The organism is Pseudomyxococcus flavus (genome assembly GCF_050038885.1).
GTDB lineage: Bacteria > Myxococcota > Myxococcia > Myxococcales > Myxococcaceae > Myxococcus > Myxococcus flavus.
In genome coordinates this window covers 3,266,173-3,282,413 of sequence record NZ_CP143624.1, presented here as the reverse complement: position 1 = coordinate 3,282,413, position 16,241 = coordinate 3,266,173, and the positions used below count along the sequence as shown (strand labels likewise).

12 protein-coding genes are annotated in these 16,241 nt (G+C 71.3%); 7 read left to right on the top strand and 5 right to left on the bottom strand.

All coding sequences use genetic code 11. From position 1 onward, the window contains the following. Positions 1 to 79: 79 nt before the first annotated feature. Positions 80 to 763: a hypothetical protein gene (locus tag VZL07_RS13800; protein ID WP_426755981.1), complete on the bottom strand. Its 684-nt coding sequence runs from the start codon at positions 761 to 763 to the stop codon at positions 80 to 82. Positions 764 to 908: 145 nt separating this feature from the next. Then, on the bottom strand, positions 909 to 1,214 hold the full coding sequence (locus tag VZL07_RS13795; protein ID WP_426755980.1) for a hypothetical protein: 306 nt from the start codon (positions 1,212 to 1,214) through the stop codon (positions 909 to 911). 176 nt (positions 1,215 to 1,390) lie between these two features. Between VZL07_RS13795 and VZL07_RS13790 the strand changes: the two genes are divergently transcribed. Next, positions 1,391 to 2,344 (top strand): hypothetical protein, encoded by a 954-nt coding sequence (locus VZL07_RS13790; RefSeq protein WP_426755979.1) that lies wholly within the window; start codon positions 1,391 to 1,393, stop codon positions 2,342 to 2,344. Next, on the top strand, positions 2,341 to 3,312 hold the full coding sequence (locus tag VZL07_RS13785; protein ID WP_426755978.1) for a zinc ribbon domain-containing protein: 972 nt from the start codon (positions 2,341 to 2,343) through the stop codon (positions 3,310 to 3,312). The genes VZL07_RS13790 and VZL07_RS13785 overlap by 4 nt, the downstream gene beginning before the upstream one ends. Positions 3,313 to 3,333: 21 nt before the next feature. Here VZL07_RS13785 and VZL07_RS13780 read toward each other — a convergent pair whose 3' ends face one another. Both VZL07_RS13780 and VZL07_RS13775 read right to left on the bottom strand, forming a co-directional pair. Continuing rightward, on the bottom strand, positions 3,334 to 5,322 hold the full coding sequence (locus VZL07_RS13780) for a protein kinase domain-containing protein (protein ID WP_426755977.1): 1,989 nt from the start codon (positions 5,320 to 5,322) through the stop codon (positions 3,334 to 3,336). A 132-nt stretch (positions 5,323 to 5,454) separates the two neighbouring features. Beyond that, complete coding sequence (locus VZL07_RS13775; RefSeq protein WP_426757291.1) at positions 5,455 to 6,666, bottom strand: serine/threonine-protein kinase; 1,212 nt, start codon at positions 6,664 to 6,666, stop codon at positions 5,455 to 5,457. Between the two features lie 220 nt (positions 6,667 to 6,886). Between VZL07_RS13775 and VZL07_RS13770 the strand changes: the two genes are divergently transcribed. Further along, positions 6,887 to 7,336: a helix-turn-helix domain-containing protein gene (locus tag VZL07_RS13770; RefSeq protein WP_426755976.1), complete on the top strand. Its 450-nt coding sequence runs from the start codon at positions 6,887 to 6,889 to the stop codon at positions 7,334 to 7,336. 59 nt (positions 7,337 to 7,395) lie between these two features. Here the strand turns inward: VZL07_RS13770 and VZL07_RS13765 are convergent, their stop codons facing one another. Continuing rightward, the gene (locus tag VZL07_RS13765) at positions 7,396 to 9,003 is read right to left on the bottom strand and encodes a PAS domain-containing sensor histidine kinase (RefSeq protein WP_426755975.1); all 1,608 of its coding nucleotides are present in this window, start codon (positions 9,001 to 9,003) and stop codon (positions 7,396 to 7,398) included. Positions 9,004 to 9,527: 524 nt separating this feature from the next. Here VZL07_RS13765 and VZL07_RS13760 point away from each other — a divergent pair. The 4 genes from VZL07_RS13760 (at position 9,528) to VZL07_RS13745 (ending at position 16,241) form a co-directional block, all read left to right on the top strand. Continuing rightward, positions 9,528 to 11,177, top strand: a complete 1,650-nt coding sequence (locus tag VZL07_RS13760; protein WP_426755974.1) for a hypothetical protein — start codon at positions 9,528 to 9,530, stop codon at positions 11,175 to 11,177. A gap of 140 nt (positions 11,178 to 11,317) precedes the next feature. Continuing rightward, on the top strand, positions 11,318 to 11,695 hold the full coding sequence (locus VZL07_RS13755; protein ID WP_426755973.1) for a response regulator: 378 nt from the start codon (positions 11,318 to 11,320) through the stop codon (positions 11,693 to 11,695). Next, positions 11,692 to 14,220 carry an ATP-binding protein gene (locus VZL07_RS13750; protein WP_426755972.1) on the top strand — a complete coding sequence of 843 codons (2,529 nt, stop codon included), beginning with the start codon at positions 11,692 to 11,694 and terminating at the stop codon, positions 14,218 to 14,220. The genes VZL07_RS13755 and VZL07_RS13750 overlap by 4 nt, the downstream gene beginning before the upstream one ends. Then, complete coding sequence (locus VZL07_RS13745) at positions 14,217 to 16,241, top strand: response regulator (protein WP_426755971.1); 2,025 nt, start codon at positions 14,217 to 14,219, stop codon at positions 16,239 to 16,241. The genes VZL07_RS13750 and VZL07_RS13745 overlap by 4 nt, the downstream gene beginning before the upstream one ends.

The following is a 16,241-nucleotide window of genomic DNA, read 5'->3' as shown; positions in this document are numbered from 1 at the left end:
GACGTATCGCTCTCGCCGATGTGCCTCGACGTGTCCACCCCCAACTCAGCCCAGAGGCGCAGTGTCCAACAGCGTACGCTCAGTGGACGGACCAGCGCTCGGCAATCTCCTCGCAGGCGAGCACCACGTCGCTCAGCCGCCGGATGTGGGCCCGGGGCGCCGTGAAGACGGTGCCCGCGAACACATCCACCACCTGGATGAGGCGGTGGTCGCATGGCCCCAGCGGGCACAGGTGCTGCTCGGTGAAGCGCTGGAGCAGCGTGCCGATGTACTGCCCCGAGCGCTCGTCCAGCGGGTGGTGCTTGGAGAAGTAGAGCTTCATCAATCCCACGCGCGCGTTGCCATGTCTGTCCATGCGCTGGAGCACGACCTCCGGCCGCACGCTGATGGTGACACCCGCGACCTCCAGCACGGGGGGCTCGGCGCCCACCGCGCTGATGAGCGTCTCCTCCAGGTCCAGCCAGGGCACCAGGTCCGCGAAGCGCTCGAGCGCCTCCGAGCACAGATGCAGCCGCTGCGCCTCGAACTCCGACTGGGGCACGCTGCACGCGAAGCGGCGCTGGTGCTCGCGGAGGATGGACAAATCCATGCCGCGACAGAGGAAGTCCGTAATCGCATGCGACGCCTCCGGATAGCGCAGGTACTGCTGCTCCGGCGGGTGCTTCTGGTCGTGGATGATGCGCTTGCGGCGCGCGGGCGTGGCGGTGAGGTACTCCCCCAGCTTGTTCACGGACACACGCGGCAGTTCACGGATTTCCGCCATGGAATCGCTCCCCCTGGGTGCTGGCGAATGAGCACACAGTACAGAGGGGGACTGACATGGATTGAACTGGGGACGAGTCCCGGGACGAGCCGGGTGTGGCCGCTTCGGAAGTGATGGGCTTCCCAAGCGGCGCTACGTCTGGGGCTCATTCCCTGCGAGGTTCGCCGTCGGGGTAGGCGCCCCAGTAGGTATCGGGCAGCGGATTGGTGCCTGCGTCGCTGCGCGGTCCGTCGCCATCGCCAATCTCATCCAGGATGGCGCCGGGCGTGCGCTCCGTCGGGTCGATGGTGCGCATGCGATGCTTCGGCTCGGTCTCGGTGTCCTCCGCCGAGCTTCGTTCCTGGTCGTGCTCTTCCTGCTCCGGAGTGAGTTGCCGTGGTTCCATCGTACGGCCGTAGTAATCCTCGGGTGGCTGGATGCCCGGCTGTTGCTGCTTGTCGCGCTGAGCCATGTGGATTCCCTCCGTCAATCTAGGTTCGGGATGAAGGCCATTGGCGGCAACCGGCCCGGGAGTCCGGGCGTCTGGAGGGTGGGCAGGCGGGCGTGATGGTCCACGGAGGCCGCCGCGAAGAGCCTTCAGACCATCGCATGGACGTTCTGCCGTGGATGCGCCAAGACTCACCGGTGATGCCCGAGCAAACCCACGAGACGCCATCCGCGGTGACGGAGCCGCTCCTCCATCTGGGGTGCCAGTCCTGTGGCGCGAGGCTGGTGTTGGAGCCCGCGCTGCGGACCACGCGCTGTCCCTACTGCGCCGCGCCCGCGGTGGTGGAGCGCCCGCCCATGCCCGGCGTGCCCGAGCCCGTCTTCGCGCTGGGCTTCGCCCTCACCCACACCGCGGCCAAGGAGCACGTGGCGCGGTGGCTGCGTTCGCGCAGTCGGTTCTCCCGCTCGGGCATCCGCTCCGCATCGCCGGGCGAGGTGCGTGGCGTGTATGTGCCCGCGTACCTCTACAGCGTGCTGGCGCAGGCGCGCTACCGCGCCTCCATCGGCGAGAACTACCAGGAGACGGAGACGTACACGACGACGGAGAACGGGAAGACGGTGACGCGCACGCGCACGGTGACGCGCACCGAGTGGCGCCGGCTGGAGGGAGAGCTCTCTGGCTACGTGGCGGACGTGCTCGTCACCGCGTCGAAGGGGCTGGAGAACGCGGAGCTGGAGGCGCTGGAGCCCTTCGACCTGCGCGCGCTGGCCCGCTACACCCCGGCCCTCATCTCCGGCTGGATGGCCGAGGAGCCCTCGCTCACGCTGGAGCAGTGCCAGTCGCTGGCCCGGCGGGAAGCGGTGGAGCGGATAGGAATCCAGTTGTCGCGCTTCATGCCGGGGGACTCGTACCGGGACCTGGAGCACCAGTCGCGCCTGGAGTGGGAGGCGCTCGACGTGTGCCTGCTCCCCGTCTGGGTGCTGGCGGTGAAGTACGCGGAGGATGCGCCGCCGCTTCGGGTGCTGGTGAATGGCCAGACAGGCGCCGTCCATGGCAAGGCGCCCATCTCTCCCTGGAAGGTACTGGCCGCGGTGGTGGTGCTGCTGGCGGTGCTGGCCGTGGGCTGGCTGCTCACCTCGGGAGGTGGGCGATGAGCGCCGAGGCCGTGGCGGTGCCGCCCTGCCAGCGCTGCGACAGCGCCCTGGAGGCGGAGGACCTGCGCTGCCCGATTTGTGGGCTGACGGCGCCGCCGCCGCCTCGGGCCGCGGTGGAGCGTGTCCGGGCGCGCGTGGTGCGGTGCGAGAGCTGTGGCGCGGCGGTGGAGTACTCGGTGGAGGCGAAGGCGCCGCGGTGTGACTACTGCGGCTCCGTCACCCATGTGGAGACGACGGCGGACCCGGTGGAGCAGGCCCAGGCCTGGCTGCCCTTCACCGTGGACCCCGAGGCCGCGCGCGGCGCGCTGATGGGCTTCCTGGGGCGGGGTGGCTTCTTCCGCCCCTCCGGCCTGGCGCAGGAGGCGTCGCTGGAGTCCTTGCGCCCGGTGTGGTGGCCGGCGTGGATGTTCGACGCGGGCGTGGACGTGAGCTGGACGGCGGACTCGGATGCGGGCTCCCGGCGGTCGGACTGGGCGCCGCACGCGGGACGCACGCGCTTCGACTTCGACGGCATCCCGGTCCCCGCCTCACGCGGGCTGAAGGTGGCGGAGTGCGAGGCGCTCGCGCCCCACTATCAGCCTGACTCCGCGCGGGACACCCCGGTGGGGCCCGAGGGCGCCCACATCGAGCGCTTCGAGGCGACGCGCTCGGGGGCGCGGCGCAGCGTGTTGGAAGCGGTGGAGCGGCTGTCTCGCGAGCAGCTCCAGCAGGGCGTCATCCCGGGCCGCCGCTTCCGGAACATCCACGTCGCGGTGGCGCTGTCCAGCCTGCGCACCCGACGGCTGGCCCTGCCCGTGTACGTGCTGGCCTATCGCTACCGGGACAAGCCGTACCGGGTGCTGGTACACGGGCAGGACGCGCAGGTGGTGCTGGGCGAGGCGCCCATCTCCGCGTGGCGCGTGGCGGCCGTGGTCGTCGTGGTGCTCCTGGTGCTCGTGGGCGTGCTGTACGCAGCGGGCGCGCTCTAGCCCGCCGCGACCCGGCGGGCGTCACGGCGTCCCGGGCTTCGTGGGCGCGGGATGTGGTGGCTGCGAGGCTGCGGCTTCGGACGGAGTCGACTGTGCTCCCGGCGAGCGCTCTCCGCCGGGGCCAGGCGGGAGTCGCTCCGTTCCCGATGCTTGTGCGGCAGCCTGGACGGGAGCCGTGACGTCCGGGCGCTGTGCCTCCAGGGCTACCGCCTCGGAGCCCTGCGCCTGCGTCGGCGGCTCTACTGCCGTGGAGTCTTGCGCCTGCGTCGGCGGCATCACCGCCATGGAGCCTTGCGCCTCCACCGCCGGCTCTACTGCCTCGGGGCCTTGCACCTGCATCGGCGGCCCTATCGCCTTGGAGCCCAGCGCTTCCACCGTCGGCACCACTGCCTCGGAGCCTTGCTCCTCCACCGTCGGCTCTACTGCCTCGGAGCCTTGCACCTGCATCGTCGGCATCACCGCCATGGAGCCTTGCGCCTCCACCGTCGGCATCACCGGCTCGGAGCCTTGCACCTGCATCGGCGGCTCTACTGCCTCGGAGCCTTGCGCCTTCACCGTCGGCATCACCGGCTCGGAGCCTTGCACCTGCATCGGCGGCATCACCGCCATGGAGCCTTGCGCCTCCACCGTCGGCATCACCGGCTCGGAGCCTTGCACCTGCATCGGCGGCTCTACTGCCTCGGAGCCTTGCGCCTTCACCGTCGGCATCACCGGCTCGGAGCCTTGCACCTGCATCGGCGGCTCTACTGCCTCGGAGCCTTGTGCTTCCACAGGCGGCTCCATCGACAGGGTGATTCGCGCCTCCAGCGTCAGCTCCGCCACCTGGGAGAGCCGAGCCGCGGACCCCGGGCTCTCTCCCAGCGGCGGCTCGGACGTCGGCTCTCCGGTCAACGCCGCTTCCTCCGCCGTCAGTCCCTCTGGATAGAGCCCGCCCTCGAGCAGCTCCGCCTGGTTCCGCCGGACCGTCGCCTCCACGGCGGCCTGTTCCACCTCTTCGGCAATGGCCTGACGTCCCCGGTGCAGCCCCTGCGCCTCCAGCCACGCGCGCAAGGCCCCGGCCATCTCCGCGCCGCTCTGGAACCGCTCCGCCGGGTTCTGTCGCAGCGCCCGCTGCACGATGGCCAGCAGCGGCGCGGGGACGCCCGACGCCAGCCGCTCCACCTGCTCCGGGCCGAGCTGCGCCATCCGCGCCGCCACCTCCTTCACGGGCATCCAGGTGGGGCCCTGGGCCTGGAGCTCCAGCGGCTCCGGCTCCACCACCGGAACGAGGTCATCCACCATCAACGGATGCCGCCCCGTGAGCAACTCCAGGAGCACCAGCCCCAGCGAGAACAGGTCCGACCGGGCATCCACCTTCCGCCGCCGCAAGGCCTCCGGCGAGGCATAGGCGATGTCTCCCTTCACCAGCGCGCGGCTCGTCACCTCGCGCCCCGCGAGCGACGAGGCCGCCACCGTGAAATGGGTCAGCTTCACCTCGCCATGCACGCCCACGCGGATGTTCCGGGGGCTCACGTCCCGGTGGACGATGTGCAGCGGCCGGTTCCACTCGTCCGTCAGGACATGGGCGTGGTGCAGGGCCTCCGCCACCTCCGCCGTCACGTGCGCCGCGAAGGCCGCGGACAGGGGCCGCCGCCGCATGGCCGCCAGGTTCAGCACCGTGTCCAGTGACCGGCCCTCCACGTACTCCATCACCACGTGGGGCGCCCCGCGGTACAGCTTCAGCAGCAGCACCTTGGCGATGGCGGGGTGGTTGAGCCGGAACGTCAGGGCCACCTCCTCCACCAGCCGGCGCCGCTCCACGAACGTGGCGGGATTTCGCAGCCGCTTCACCACCACCGGCCCGCCCAGGCCGTTCCGGTAGCGTCGCTGCGCCAGCATCAACAGCTCACCCGTGGAGCGCATCTCCAGCTTGCGGACGAACTCGAACACCGTGCCAGCCACGGTGAACAGCACGCGTGGCCTGTGAGGACCTCCGGGAAGCTCCTCCGTCGTCGTGTCAGGCGTCATCATCTTCGAATGGACCTCTGGGGTGGTGTGACGTGAGAGGGATTTCCCAGGTAGCACGAACGTCTGCCCGCAGGGAACGTCCCAGGTTGAGCAACAGTGAATGGATGTCAGGGGTTCAGGCGTCCGGACAGGGCGTCAGCGGCGCCACGGCCACAGCGCCGCCAGGTGTCGCAGCAGTCCACCGAGCCATCGCCGCAGCCGGAGGGGCCAGCCCGCGCCCGCCACCGCGCCACGGGGCGTGAGCCAGGGCGCTCCCGGCTCCGTGGACGATGTGACCTGCGTGTCCCCCACCTGGGAAGGCATCGCGTAGCCGGGCCACTCGGGTGCACGCATCCAGCGGCGCAGCTCGCGAGCCTCTTCGTCGCCATCGAAGAGCTCCACCGCCTCCTCGGTGACGGCCTCGTCGGGGGCTCGCGGCGGAAACAGCGGCTCATCCCAGGAGGCGTCCGCGACCGGGAGGGCGTCGCTCAGCGCGTCGAACAGCGCCCCGCCCGTGGGGTAGCGGCCCGCCGCATGGGGAGACAGCAGCCGGGACACGATGGCGTCCAGCACGGCGGGGACGCGTGGGTTGCGGGCCGACGGTGGCGGGAAGCTGGCGGCCTCGATGCTGGCCAGCAGCCCGGAGGGTGGAAGGTGGGCGGGATAGGGGAAGCTCCCGGTGAGCACCTCGTAGAGCACCAGCCCCAGGGAGTACAGGTCATCGGTGGGCGCGAACGCGTAGCGCGAACCCGGGGGCCGGGGCTGGATCCAGAACCGCAGGGCCTCCGGGCTCCGGTAGCTGGGCGTGCCCGGCGGCAGCGTGTCCTCGGTCAGCACGGGCGAGCACGCGTGGTCGCCCGAGCCGAAGTCCACCAGCACCGGCTGCCCGTCCGACGCGCGGATGATGATGTTGTTGCCCTTGATGTCGCGGTGGAGCACGCCCTCGCGGTGGATGGCGTCCAGGGTGAGCGCCAGCTGCTGGAACACCTGCACCACGCGCCGGGGCGTGGGCTGCGCGTGCAGGGCCCACTCGGACAGGGTGGGGCCCTCCACGTAGCCCATGATGAGGACCAGGTAGCCATTCTTCACGTCCGGCCACCGCCGGTAGCCCAGCAGCTGCACGACGTTGGGGTGCTCCAGGCGCATGAGGACGTGGGCCTCCTTCCACGTCCGGGCGTCCGCGCCGGGGCCGTCCTCCTCGGGCGAGGGCCCCTGGAGCGCGAACTTCAGGGCCACCTGCCGGTGCGTCTCCGACTCGGCCAGGAAGATGGCGCCAAAGCCTCCCGTGGCCAGCCGCCGCACGATGCGGAAGGTGCCCACCTCTTCCGAGTCCTGGAGCATCAGCGGGTGCAGGTCCTCTCCTGGCATCACGGACGGACTCCCATGGGACCTTGGAGGTCCAACTCAGACGGGGTTCCAGCGGCTGTCATTGCAAAGGGCGTCATGATTCAACCTGGGAGGTCCATAGCATGACGTTTGCCCTTTGAGGTAGTGTCCTCACTTGGGAGGTAGGGGATTGGGTAGGGAATGCACCGGGGCGGCGGACGGAAACTTGCAGGCGCCGCCGAGCGTGCAACCCTCGGCCGCCATGCGTGAGCCCGTAGACCACAAGCTGGCCGCCCTCCTGGGCGCGGCCGCCCGCGATGCCCGCCTGCGGCTGGGGCTCACCCAGGGCGACGTCGCCGAGCGCATGGGCATGGCCATGGAGGTCTACAGCCGCCTGGAGCGCGGGAAGATGCTGCCCCGGACCCAGACGCTGCGCCGCCTGTGTGACGTGCTCCAGGTCTCCGCGGACACGCTGCTGGGGGTGGGCCGCACGGACGGCGCGCCCGCCACGCCCCGGAAGCAGGTGAAGGAGGACCCGGTGGAGCTGCGCCGCATGACGCGCAAGCTGCGGGAGCTCGAGCCCGGGCAGCTGCGTGCTGTGTCCCGCGTGGTGAACGCCGTCGTCACGGTGCTGCCGCGTCAGGCCTCGGCGCCGGCCGCCGCGGCGAAGCCCGCCGCCCGGGCCGCGCGCAAGCGCCGGGCGACCGGCTGACACGGCGGCGGTGCTCTGCCCGGAGCCGGCCACGGAGCGCCGCTCCGTCATGGCGCCTGTTACCGCCTCGCGTGCGGCTCCGGCACCTGACAGGGCAGGCGCATCGTGAAGGTGGCGCCCTGTCCCAGGGTGCTGCGTGCCTCGATGGTGCCTCCCATGGCCCGCACGTTCTGCCGCGTGACGAAGAGCCCCAGGCCCAGCCCGCCGTAGTGCCGCTCGGAGACGGCGCGCTCGAACTTCTCGAAGATGCGGTCCATGGCCTCGGGAGGAATGCCAATGCCCTCGTCGCGGACGGTGAGCCAGGCGTGCGCACCCTCCTTGCCGGCCTGGACGTGGACGGGGCGCCCCACGCCGTACTTGAGCGCGTTGGACAGGAGGTTCGACACCGCCTGCTCCAGGCGTACACGGTCCCAGTGGCCCACCACGACCTCGTCCAGCTCGGTCCGGATGGGCGTTCCCGTCCGCTGGGACTCGCCCTCGAAGCGCGACGCCACCTCGCGGATGAGGGCTCCCAGGTCCACGGGTTCCAGCTCCAGCCGCAGCTGGCCGCCGCTGATGAGCGTGACGTCGAGCAGCTCGCCCACCAGCGCGGACAGCCGCTTCACCTGCCGCTGCATCACCTCCAGGTCCGCCGGCAATCGCTCCAGCAGCTCTGGCCCCCGCCGCGCCCGAGCCGCCCGCGCCAGCGTCTGAAGCCTCAGGTTGAGTGGCGTCAACGGCGTCTTCAGCTCATGGCTGGCCACGGCGAGGAACTCGTCGCGCAGCCGGATGGCCTCGTCCATTCCGGCCAGCAGCCGTTCGCGTTCCTGCTCGGCCTGCTTCCGCTCCGAGATGTCGATGACCGAGCCGATGTAGCCCAGGAACTCGCCGCTCGGCCCGAAGCGGGGGCTCGCCGAGTCGATGGCCCACCGGTATTCGCCGTCCTTGCGCCGCAGCCGGTAGTCGACCCGGAATGGACCCCGCCGTGCGTTGGCGGCCAGGAAGGCTTCCTCCGAGCGCCTGGCGTCGTCCGGGTGCACGGCCTGGAGCCAGCCGAAGCCCAGGCCGGTCTCCTCCGTCTGCCCGGTGAACTCGTACCAGCTCCGGCTGAGGTAGATGCTGCGGCCGGTGACGTCCGTCACCCACAGCATCACCGGCGAGTGGTCCGCCATGTTCCGGAAGCGGGCCTCGCTCTCCTGGAGCGCCCGCTGGGACGCCTTGCGCGCGGTGATGTCCGTCATGGTGATGACCACCCGGTCGCTGCGCTCCCTGGACGGCCGCGTCAGGGTGAGCACCACGTCGATACGGCGGCCGCCCATCGTCTGGAGTGCCGTCTCCAGCTCCACGCGGGTGCCGCCATCCCAGAGCAGGAGGAGCTCGGCGGTGAAGGCCTTCACCGTCTCCGGCGCGAAGAAGCGGGGCAGGGAGCCTTTCACCTCGTCGCGGCTTCGTGCCTCGAGCAGGCGCAGCGTGGCCTCGTTCACGTCCACGACCTTCACCCGCTCCGCGGCTTCCAGCACGAACCCGGGATGTTCCTCGAGCCAGGCGCGCAGGTCCTGCACGCCGGAGGCACGGAGCGCGTCGAGCGCGGCCGTCACGGCGGTGAAGTCCTCCTCCCACAGGGAGACATCCGCGCCGTTGAACAGTTCCTGGTAGCGTGCGTCTCCGGCTGCTTCAGCCCCACCCAAATGTGCCTCCTCCGTACCCGGTGCGGGATGGACGAGTTAACAGCGCGGGCGCGTTGAGCGCGTCACAGGGATTCTGGAGCCGCCAGGAGTCAACGAACAGGCATCCTCCTGGCGGCTATCGGTCGAACGCCCTCCCGCTGGGCGCGTGACGGCCGCCCGGCCGCGTGCCTGTCTTTCGTGCGCTGTCCGCCAATGCGGTGCCCAGGGCGCCAGTGCCAGGAGAGAGACCGTTCATGGCGCACGCCTTCTCCATCACCACGCGGCTCTGCACTCCCCCCGCCGCTCAGAACGCCTTCATGCGCCTCAGCGCTGGCGCGCGGGGACACTAAGTGGCGGAGCCAGGCGACGCGGGCGCCTGGGCGCTTCGTCCGCGGCTCCCGCGAAGCCCGGGTGGGCGGGGACGCGAGGCTGACTCCCTGCCCGCCGGGCAATGACAGACGGATGCGCACCGACCTGTGGGCTCCGCGCGGGGGCGAGGGGGCGCCACTTGTCACGCGGACATGGGCTCGCATAGGAAGCCGCGCATGCTCCGCAAGCCTTTGCTCCCCCTGCTGCTCAGCGCGTCTGTCCTTTCCACCGCGTGCTCCGACTCCGACGGCGAAAAGAAGCCGGACCCGGCCGTGCTCATCATCGACCGGGATGTGGTCGACTTCGGTGAGCTGGAGGTGGGCCAGGCCTCCCCTGAGCACCTCTTCACGGTGCGCAATGCGTCTCCGTGGGCGGTGGAGTCCGTTTCCGTCAAGGTGGAGGGCCGTGGGTTCACCATCACCGCCAACACCTGCGAGCGCTTCCTCGACGCGGGCATGGAGTGCGAGGTGCGGGTGCGGTTCTCGCCCCCTCTGGCGGGACCGAGCGAGGCGCTTCTCGAAGTGGAGGGCGCTCCCGACGTGGACAGCGCGGTCCTCAAGGGCATGGGCGTCGGCTATGTGGAGGTGCGGAGCATGCCCGGTGACGGAGCGCTCGTGGTGGCCGAGGGGGAAGGCTGGTCCTGCGAAGAGCCGTGCAGAGTGCCGGTCCGAAAGGCCCAGGTGACGCTCCGGGCCACGCCGAGAGGGTTTCCGACCTGGGGCGGGGACTGCGCCGTGGTGGCGGGCGGCGGCTGCTCGCTCGTCATCGACGGGACGAAGGTCGTCTCCCTGGAGGAGCTCGACCCGGTCCTGCGGTGGGAGGCGCGGCGGGACTCCCATCCCCGGAGCGTGGCGGTCTCGACCGGCGGCGACATCCTCGTCTTGGAGGTCGGGCAGTTGCAGCGGTTCAGCAGCACCGGGCTGCTGCTCTGGTCGGTTCCCGTGAGCGGCGGGGTGAAGATGGTCCCGGATGGCGCGAGCAACGCCTACGTGGTGGACTACTCCGGGCGGGTGACCCGGTACGGCGTGGGCGGGCAGGCGGAGTGGACCTTCGCGGAGGCCGCCGAATATCCGAGCTGGCATGAGCTCGCCGTGAGCGCCAGCGGGCACGTCTACGTGTTGCTGACACTGGGCAATGCCGAGCACGCGCGTCAGCTCAAGCTCATCGCCCTCTCGCCACAGGGGACCGAGCGCTGGAGCCTGCTCTTCGATGAGGGCCAGTTCAACTTCGCCTCCGGCCTGGCGGTGAATGCCCGCGGGGAGGTCTATCTGTCCGGCAGCGCGTTCAACCGGAGCGCGACGTCCTCCGAGTTGCTGCTCGTGAAGTCCTACTTCCGGAAGTACAGCACCGAGGGCGCCCTTCAGTGGGAGACACAGGACAACTGGAACCTCTTCGCCGTCAGCGCCGAGGGCGCGACGAGCACCCTCGTGCCCGACTCCTTGCCCACCGGGGGCTTCACTCAGTGGTGGATTGGCGCGAACGGGGATACGCAGTGGAGCGCGGCCACTCCGAACGGGCCGGGCTTGGTCACCCTGCACACCTTCGCGCCCTCCGGCACGCTGCTCGTCGGCGGAAACGAGCTCCTCGCGAGCGGAACGGGGGCGGGCCGGGGCTGGTTCTCGGCGATGAGCCTCACGACCCGCACTCCCGGCCCGGTGACCTACGTCGAAGGGAGCACGGGGACGGGAGGCCCGGTCCGCATCAGCGGCCTCGCGCTCACCCCGACGGGCCATGTCGTGGTGATCGGCGGCTTCGGCGCCATCACGGACCAGGGCGAGGGCTACATCCGCGTCTACGACGGGCGTGTCCTCACGGGCGTGCCGTAGCGCCCTCACGCCGCGGGGGACGGCGAGCGCCTGGACTCGCCGTGTGGCGGGTAACGGACCGTTCCCTGGGGTGGTCCCATCCCCGGCGTTGTCGCGGCGGCGGGCGGTCCTGGGGGCCCTGGTAGAATCCAGGCCCAGCCATGACGCCCCTTCGCAAGGTGATGCTCGTCGACGACGAGGATGACATCCGCACCATTGGCAACCTCAGCCTGAGCCGCGTGGGTGGCTGGCAGACGGTGCTCGCCGCATCCGGCGCCGAGGCGCTGGAGAAGGCCCGCGCGGAGAAGCCGGACCTCATCCTGCTGGACGTGATGATGCCGGGCATGGACGGGCCCACCACCTTCGGCCGGCTGCGCGCCGAGGAGGCCACGGCGCACACGCCCATCATCTTCATGACGGCGAAAATCCAGAAGCAGGAGGTGGCGCGCTACCTGGAGCTGGGCGCGCTGGGGGTCATCGGCAAGCCCTTCGACCCCATGACGCTGCCCCAGGAGATTCGCAAGCTGGTGCCAGGATGAGCCAGCCGTTTGGGCTCTCGCGTCGCTCGGGCGTGGTGGCCGCGGGCGTGCTGTTGCTGCTGTGCGGTCTGTTCACCATGGGCCGCCCCTGGTCCACGTCGGAGAACGACCGCTATCGCAGCGCGCTGCGGCACCTGCGCGTATCCAGCGCGGACCTGGAGATGGACGTGCTGCGCGAGCGCCTGGGCCTGCGCACGTTGCACGGCACGGACCCGGAGGACTTCGCCGCGCTGCGGGCCCGCGCGGAAGCGCTGCGCGAGTTCCCTTCCTTCCTGACCGACATGGACCGGCGCACGATGAACGCGGCGCTGGACCTGTACTTGAAAGCCCTGGACGAGAGCGCCGCGCTCCTGGAGCGGGTCCGCGCCGCGGACGCACGGGGCGCGAAGTCCGAGGCGAACGCGGCCCTCCGTGCCCTGCTGGAGGGCACCGCCAGCATGCGGGCCGACCGCGTCATCGTCACCTACCTGGAGCTGTACGAGCGCACGCAGGCGCGCAACGAGCGCTCGCGCATCATCTTCTTCATGGTGTCGCTGGCGCTGGTCGCCTACGTGCTGGTGGTGGTGCTGCGGCTGTCGCGCACCACCGCCCAGCTGGCCTCGCTCAACCAGGAGCTGGAGCGACGGGTGGAGGAGCGCACCCGCGCCCTGTCCGCCGCCAACGATGAGCTGCGCGCCAGCGAGGCGCGCAAGGCGGCCATCCTGGAGGCCTCGCCGGACGGCATCCTCCTGCTGGACGGCGGGGGTGACCTGCTGGAGCTGAACCCCGCCGCGCAGCGCACCTTCCAGGTGGCCGCCGCGGACGTGGTGGGGCGCGACTTCCTCTCCGTGGCGATGCCCGCGGCGCTGCCGGAGGGGGCCCGGCAGAAGGTGCTGGCCGCGGGCCGGAGCACGGTCTCGGGACAGGCCACCCGGCTGGAGTCTCCGTGCCTGCGCATGGATGGCAGCACCTTCCCCGCGGAGCTGACCATCGTCCGCGTGCCCAGCGACGGCCCGCCCCGCTACACCGTCTTCGTGCGCGACCTCACCGAGCACAAGGCCGTGGACAAGATGAAGAACGAGTTCATCTCCACCGTCAGCCACGAGCTGCGCACACCGCTCACCTCCATCCGCGGCTCCCTGGGCCTCTTGGAGGGCGGCATCGTGGGCGACCTGCCGCCCCAGGCCCAGGACATGGTGCGCATCGCCCGCACCAACACCGAGCGCCTCATCCGCCTCATCAACGACATCCTCGACCTGGAGAAAATCGAGGCCGGGAAGCTGGAGCTGAAGGTCGCCTCCCTGGAGTGTGCGGAGCTGGTGGAGGCCACCCTCGCGGGCGTCAAGGGCATGGCGGACGGAGCGGGCGTGTCGCTCCACGCGGAGGTGACGGGCGCGCCGCGGGTGAAGGGCGACCGGGACCGGCTCATCCAGGTGCTCACCAACCTGGTGTCCAACGCGGTGAAGTTCTCCCCCCAGGGAGCGGGCGTGACGGTGCGGGTGGGGGAAGAGGCGGGCGGCCGCGTGCGTTTCAGCATCGTGGACCAGGGCCCTGGCATCTCCGAGGAGCAACGCGCGCGTCTCTTCGGACGCTTCCAGCAGCTCGACAGCTCGGACACCCGCTCCAAGGGCGGGACGGGCCTGGGCCTGGCGATTTCGCAGGCCATCGTGGAGCAGCACGGCAGCCGCATCCACGTGGAGAGCGAGGCGGGCCAGGGCTCCACCTTCACCTTCACGCTGGAGTCGGTGACGCCCGCGCCCGCCGTGGCGCCGGCCTACGTGCCCCGGGACACGGCCCTGCATGACGTGCTGGTGACCACCGCGGACACGGAGCTGGCATCGCGGCTGCGCGGGCTGCTGTCCCACGAAGGCTACCGCGTGCGGTGCGCCACCAGCCTCGCCGAGGCGGCCAGGCACCTGGACACGGACTTGCCGGACGCGCTGGTGGTGGACATGCATTGGCCGGACGGCCAGGCCCTGGACTGGGTGCGCCGCCTGCGGGAGCAGCCGCGCACGCACGCGCTGCCCGTGCTGGCGTTGTCCGGGCGCTCGGACGAGGCGGAAGGCGTGCCGCACTGGGTGGACTGGATGCCCCCGCCGCTGGAGGAGTCGCGGCTGCTCGAGTCGCTGCGCTACGCCACCCGGCAGCCGGGACAGGCGCGGGTGCTGGTGGTGGACGACGACGCCAGCACCCGGCAAACGCTGTGCGCGCGGATGGAGCGGCTGGGCGTGCAGGTGTTCGAGGCGGCCGACGGCGAGAGCGCCGTGGAGCTCTCGCGAGAGATGACGCCGGACCTCATCATCCTGGACGTGGGCCTGCCCCGCCTGGACGGCTTCGAGGTGGTGGACATCCTCCGTCAGGGCCGGGGCCGCGCCACGCCGCTCATCGTCTTCACGGGCAGGGACCTGACGCGCACGGACGAGCGGCAGCTCACCCTGGGCGTCACCCGGCACCTCACCAAGTCGCGGGCCTCGGAGGAGGAGCTGGTCTCCTCCGTGCGTGACCTCCTCAACGGCCTGCTGGCGAGAAAGGCACACCCGCCATGAGCAGTGGCAGGACGCTCCTCTTCCTGGAAGACGACCGGGACCTGCAGTCCCTGGTCTGCGCCTTCTTGCGTGAGAAGGGCTACCGCGTGGAGTCCGCGCGCACCGCGGCGGAGGCCCAGGCCGTGCTCGCCCGGGGGCCGGTGGACGCCGCCATCGTGGACGGCCTGCTGCCGGGGATGACGGGCGCGGACTTCATCCGCGAGCTGCGCAAGACGCAGCCGAAGCTGCCCGTCCTCTTCGCCTCCGCCTTCTGGAAGGACCTGAAGAGCCACGAGCTGCTCACGCGGCAGCTCGGCGTGGTGCGCATCATCCACAAGCCCTACAAGCCGGAGGAGCTGCTCGTCTGGGTGAGCCAGCTCTTCCCCGCGCCCGTCCTGCCTCCGCCACCGCCGCCCGAGGCGCTGGAGGAAGCGGCCGAGGAAGTGGACCTGGAGGAGGACCTGGCCGCCAGCATCGCGGCGCTCAACGCGGAGTACGGCGCCCGGCTCAAGGACAAGGTGGCGGAGCTGGAGGCGCTGCTCGTCCGCGTGCGGTCCGGCGAGCGCGAGGCCCTGGCGCCAGCCTGCACGGTTGTCCACAAGTTGCACGGCACCGCGGGCAGCTATGGCTTCGCGGAGGTGAGCCTCCGGGCGGGCGAGCTCGAGGCGGTGCTCCTCCCGGCCCGGGGCGGGGCGCCGGTGGACGTGGCGGCGCTGGACGCGGCCTTCCGCGAGCTGGCCGCCGCCGCCGCGGTGCCGGTGAAGCCCGCCGCCGCGCCGCCCCCGTCCTCCGAGGGCGTGCTGCTGGTGGTGGACGAGGACGCGAAGCTGCTGGCGGACGTGGAGCGGCTGGGGCAGCAGCTGGGCGTGGGCGTGGTGACGGCGCGCACGGCGGACGCGGCCTGCGGCGTGGTGCGGCGGCGGTGGGTGGACGGGGTGCTGCTGCACATGGACCTGGGAGGTCCCCTGGGCGGCCTGAAGGCGGCCCATGCGCTGCGCGCCGAGGAGGGCCTGCCCGTATTGCCGCTGGCCTTCACGGGGACGCGCGACGTGCTGGAGGACCGGGTGGCGGCGGCGCATGCGGGGGCATCCCTCTTCCTGCCCCGGCCCTTCACCGCACAGGACTTCTCCGCCGCGGTCGAGCGCATGGTCGCGGCGCGACGCCCGGAGCGCGCCCGGGTGCTGGTGGTGGATGACGACCCGGACGCCATCACCGCGCTGTCGCAGGCGCTGGCCAGCGACCACGTGGAGGTGGTGGGGCTGAACGACGCGCACGGGCTGATGGAGGCACTGGCCCAGCACCGGCCGGACCTCCTGTTGCTCGACGTGCAGATGCCGGGGCCCAGCGGCTTCGACCTGTGCCGGATTCTGCGCTCCACGCCGGAGTGGCAGGAGCTGCCGGTGCTGCTGATTACGGCCCACCTGGGCCTGGAGTTCCGGCTCGCGGCCTTCCAGGCGGGCGCGGATGACTACCTCTCCAAGCCGGTGCTGCGCGAGGAGCTGCGGGCGCGCGTCCAGGCCCGCCTGGAGCGCACGCGGCTGTCGCGCGAGCGGGCGGAGCGGGACGCCCTGACGGGCCTGCTGCTGCGCCGGCCCTTCCTGGACGGGCTGCGCACGCGGCTGGCCGAGTCGCGGCGTCAGGGGAAGTCGCTGGCGGTGTGCTTCCTGGACGTGGACCACTTCAAGCACGTGAACGACCGCTACGGCCACCTGGCGGGAGACCGCGTGTTGATGTGGCTGGGCCGCCTGCTGGGCGCGCGCTTCCGTCGCGAGGACGTGCGCGGCCGCTGGGGCGGCGAGGAGTTCGTGGTGGGGCTGCTGGGGGAGGACGCGGGGAGCGCCACGGACATCCTCGCCCGCACCGCGGCGGAGCTGTCCGCCATGACGTTCGAGGGCGACAACGGCGAGCCCTTCCACGTGACGTTCAGCGCCGGCATCGCGGTGTCGCAAGGGGATGGCGACACCGTGGAGGCGCTGCTGCGGACCGCCGACGCGCGGCTGCTGCGGGCGAAGGAGAACGGCCGCAACCGCATCGAGGCGTGA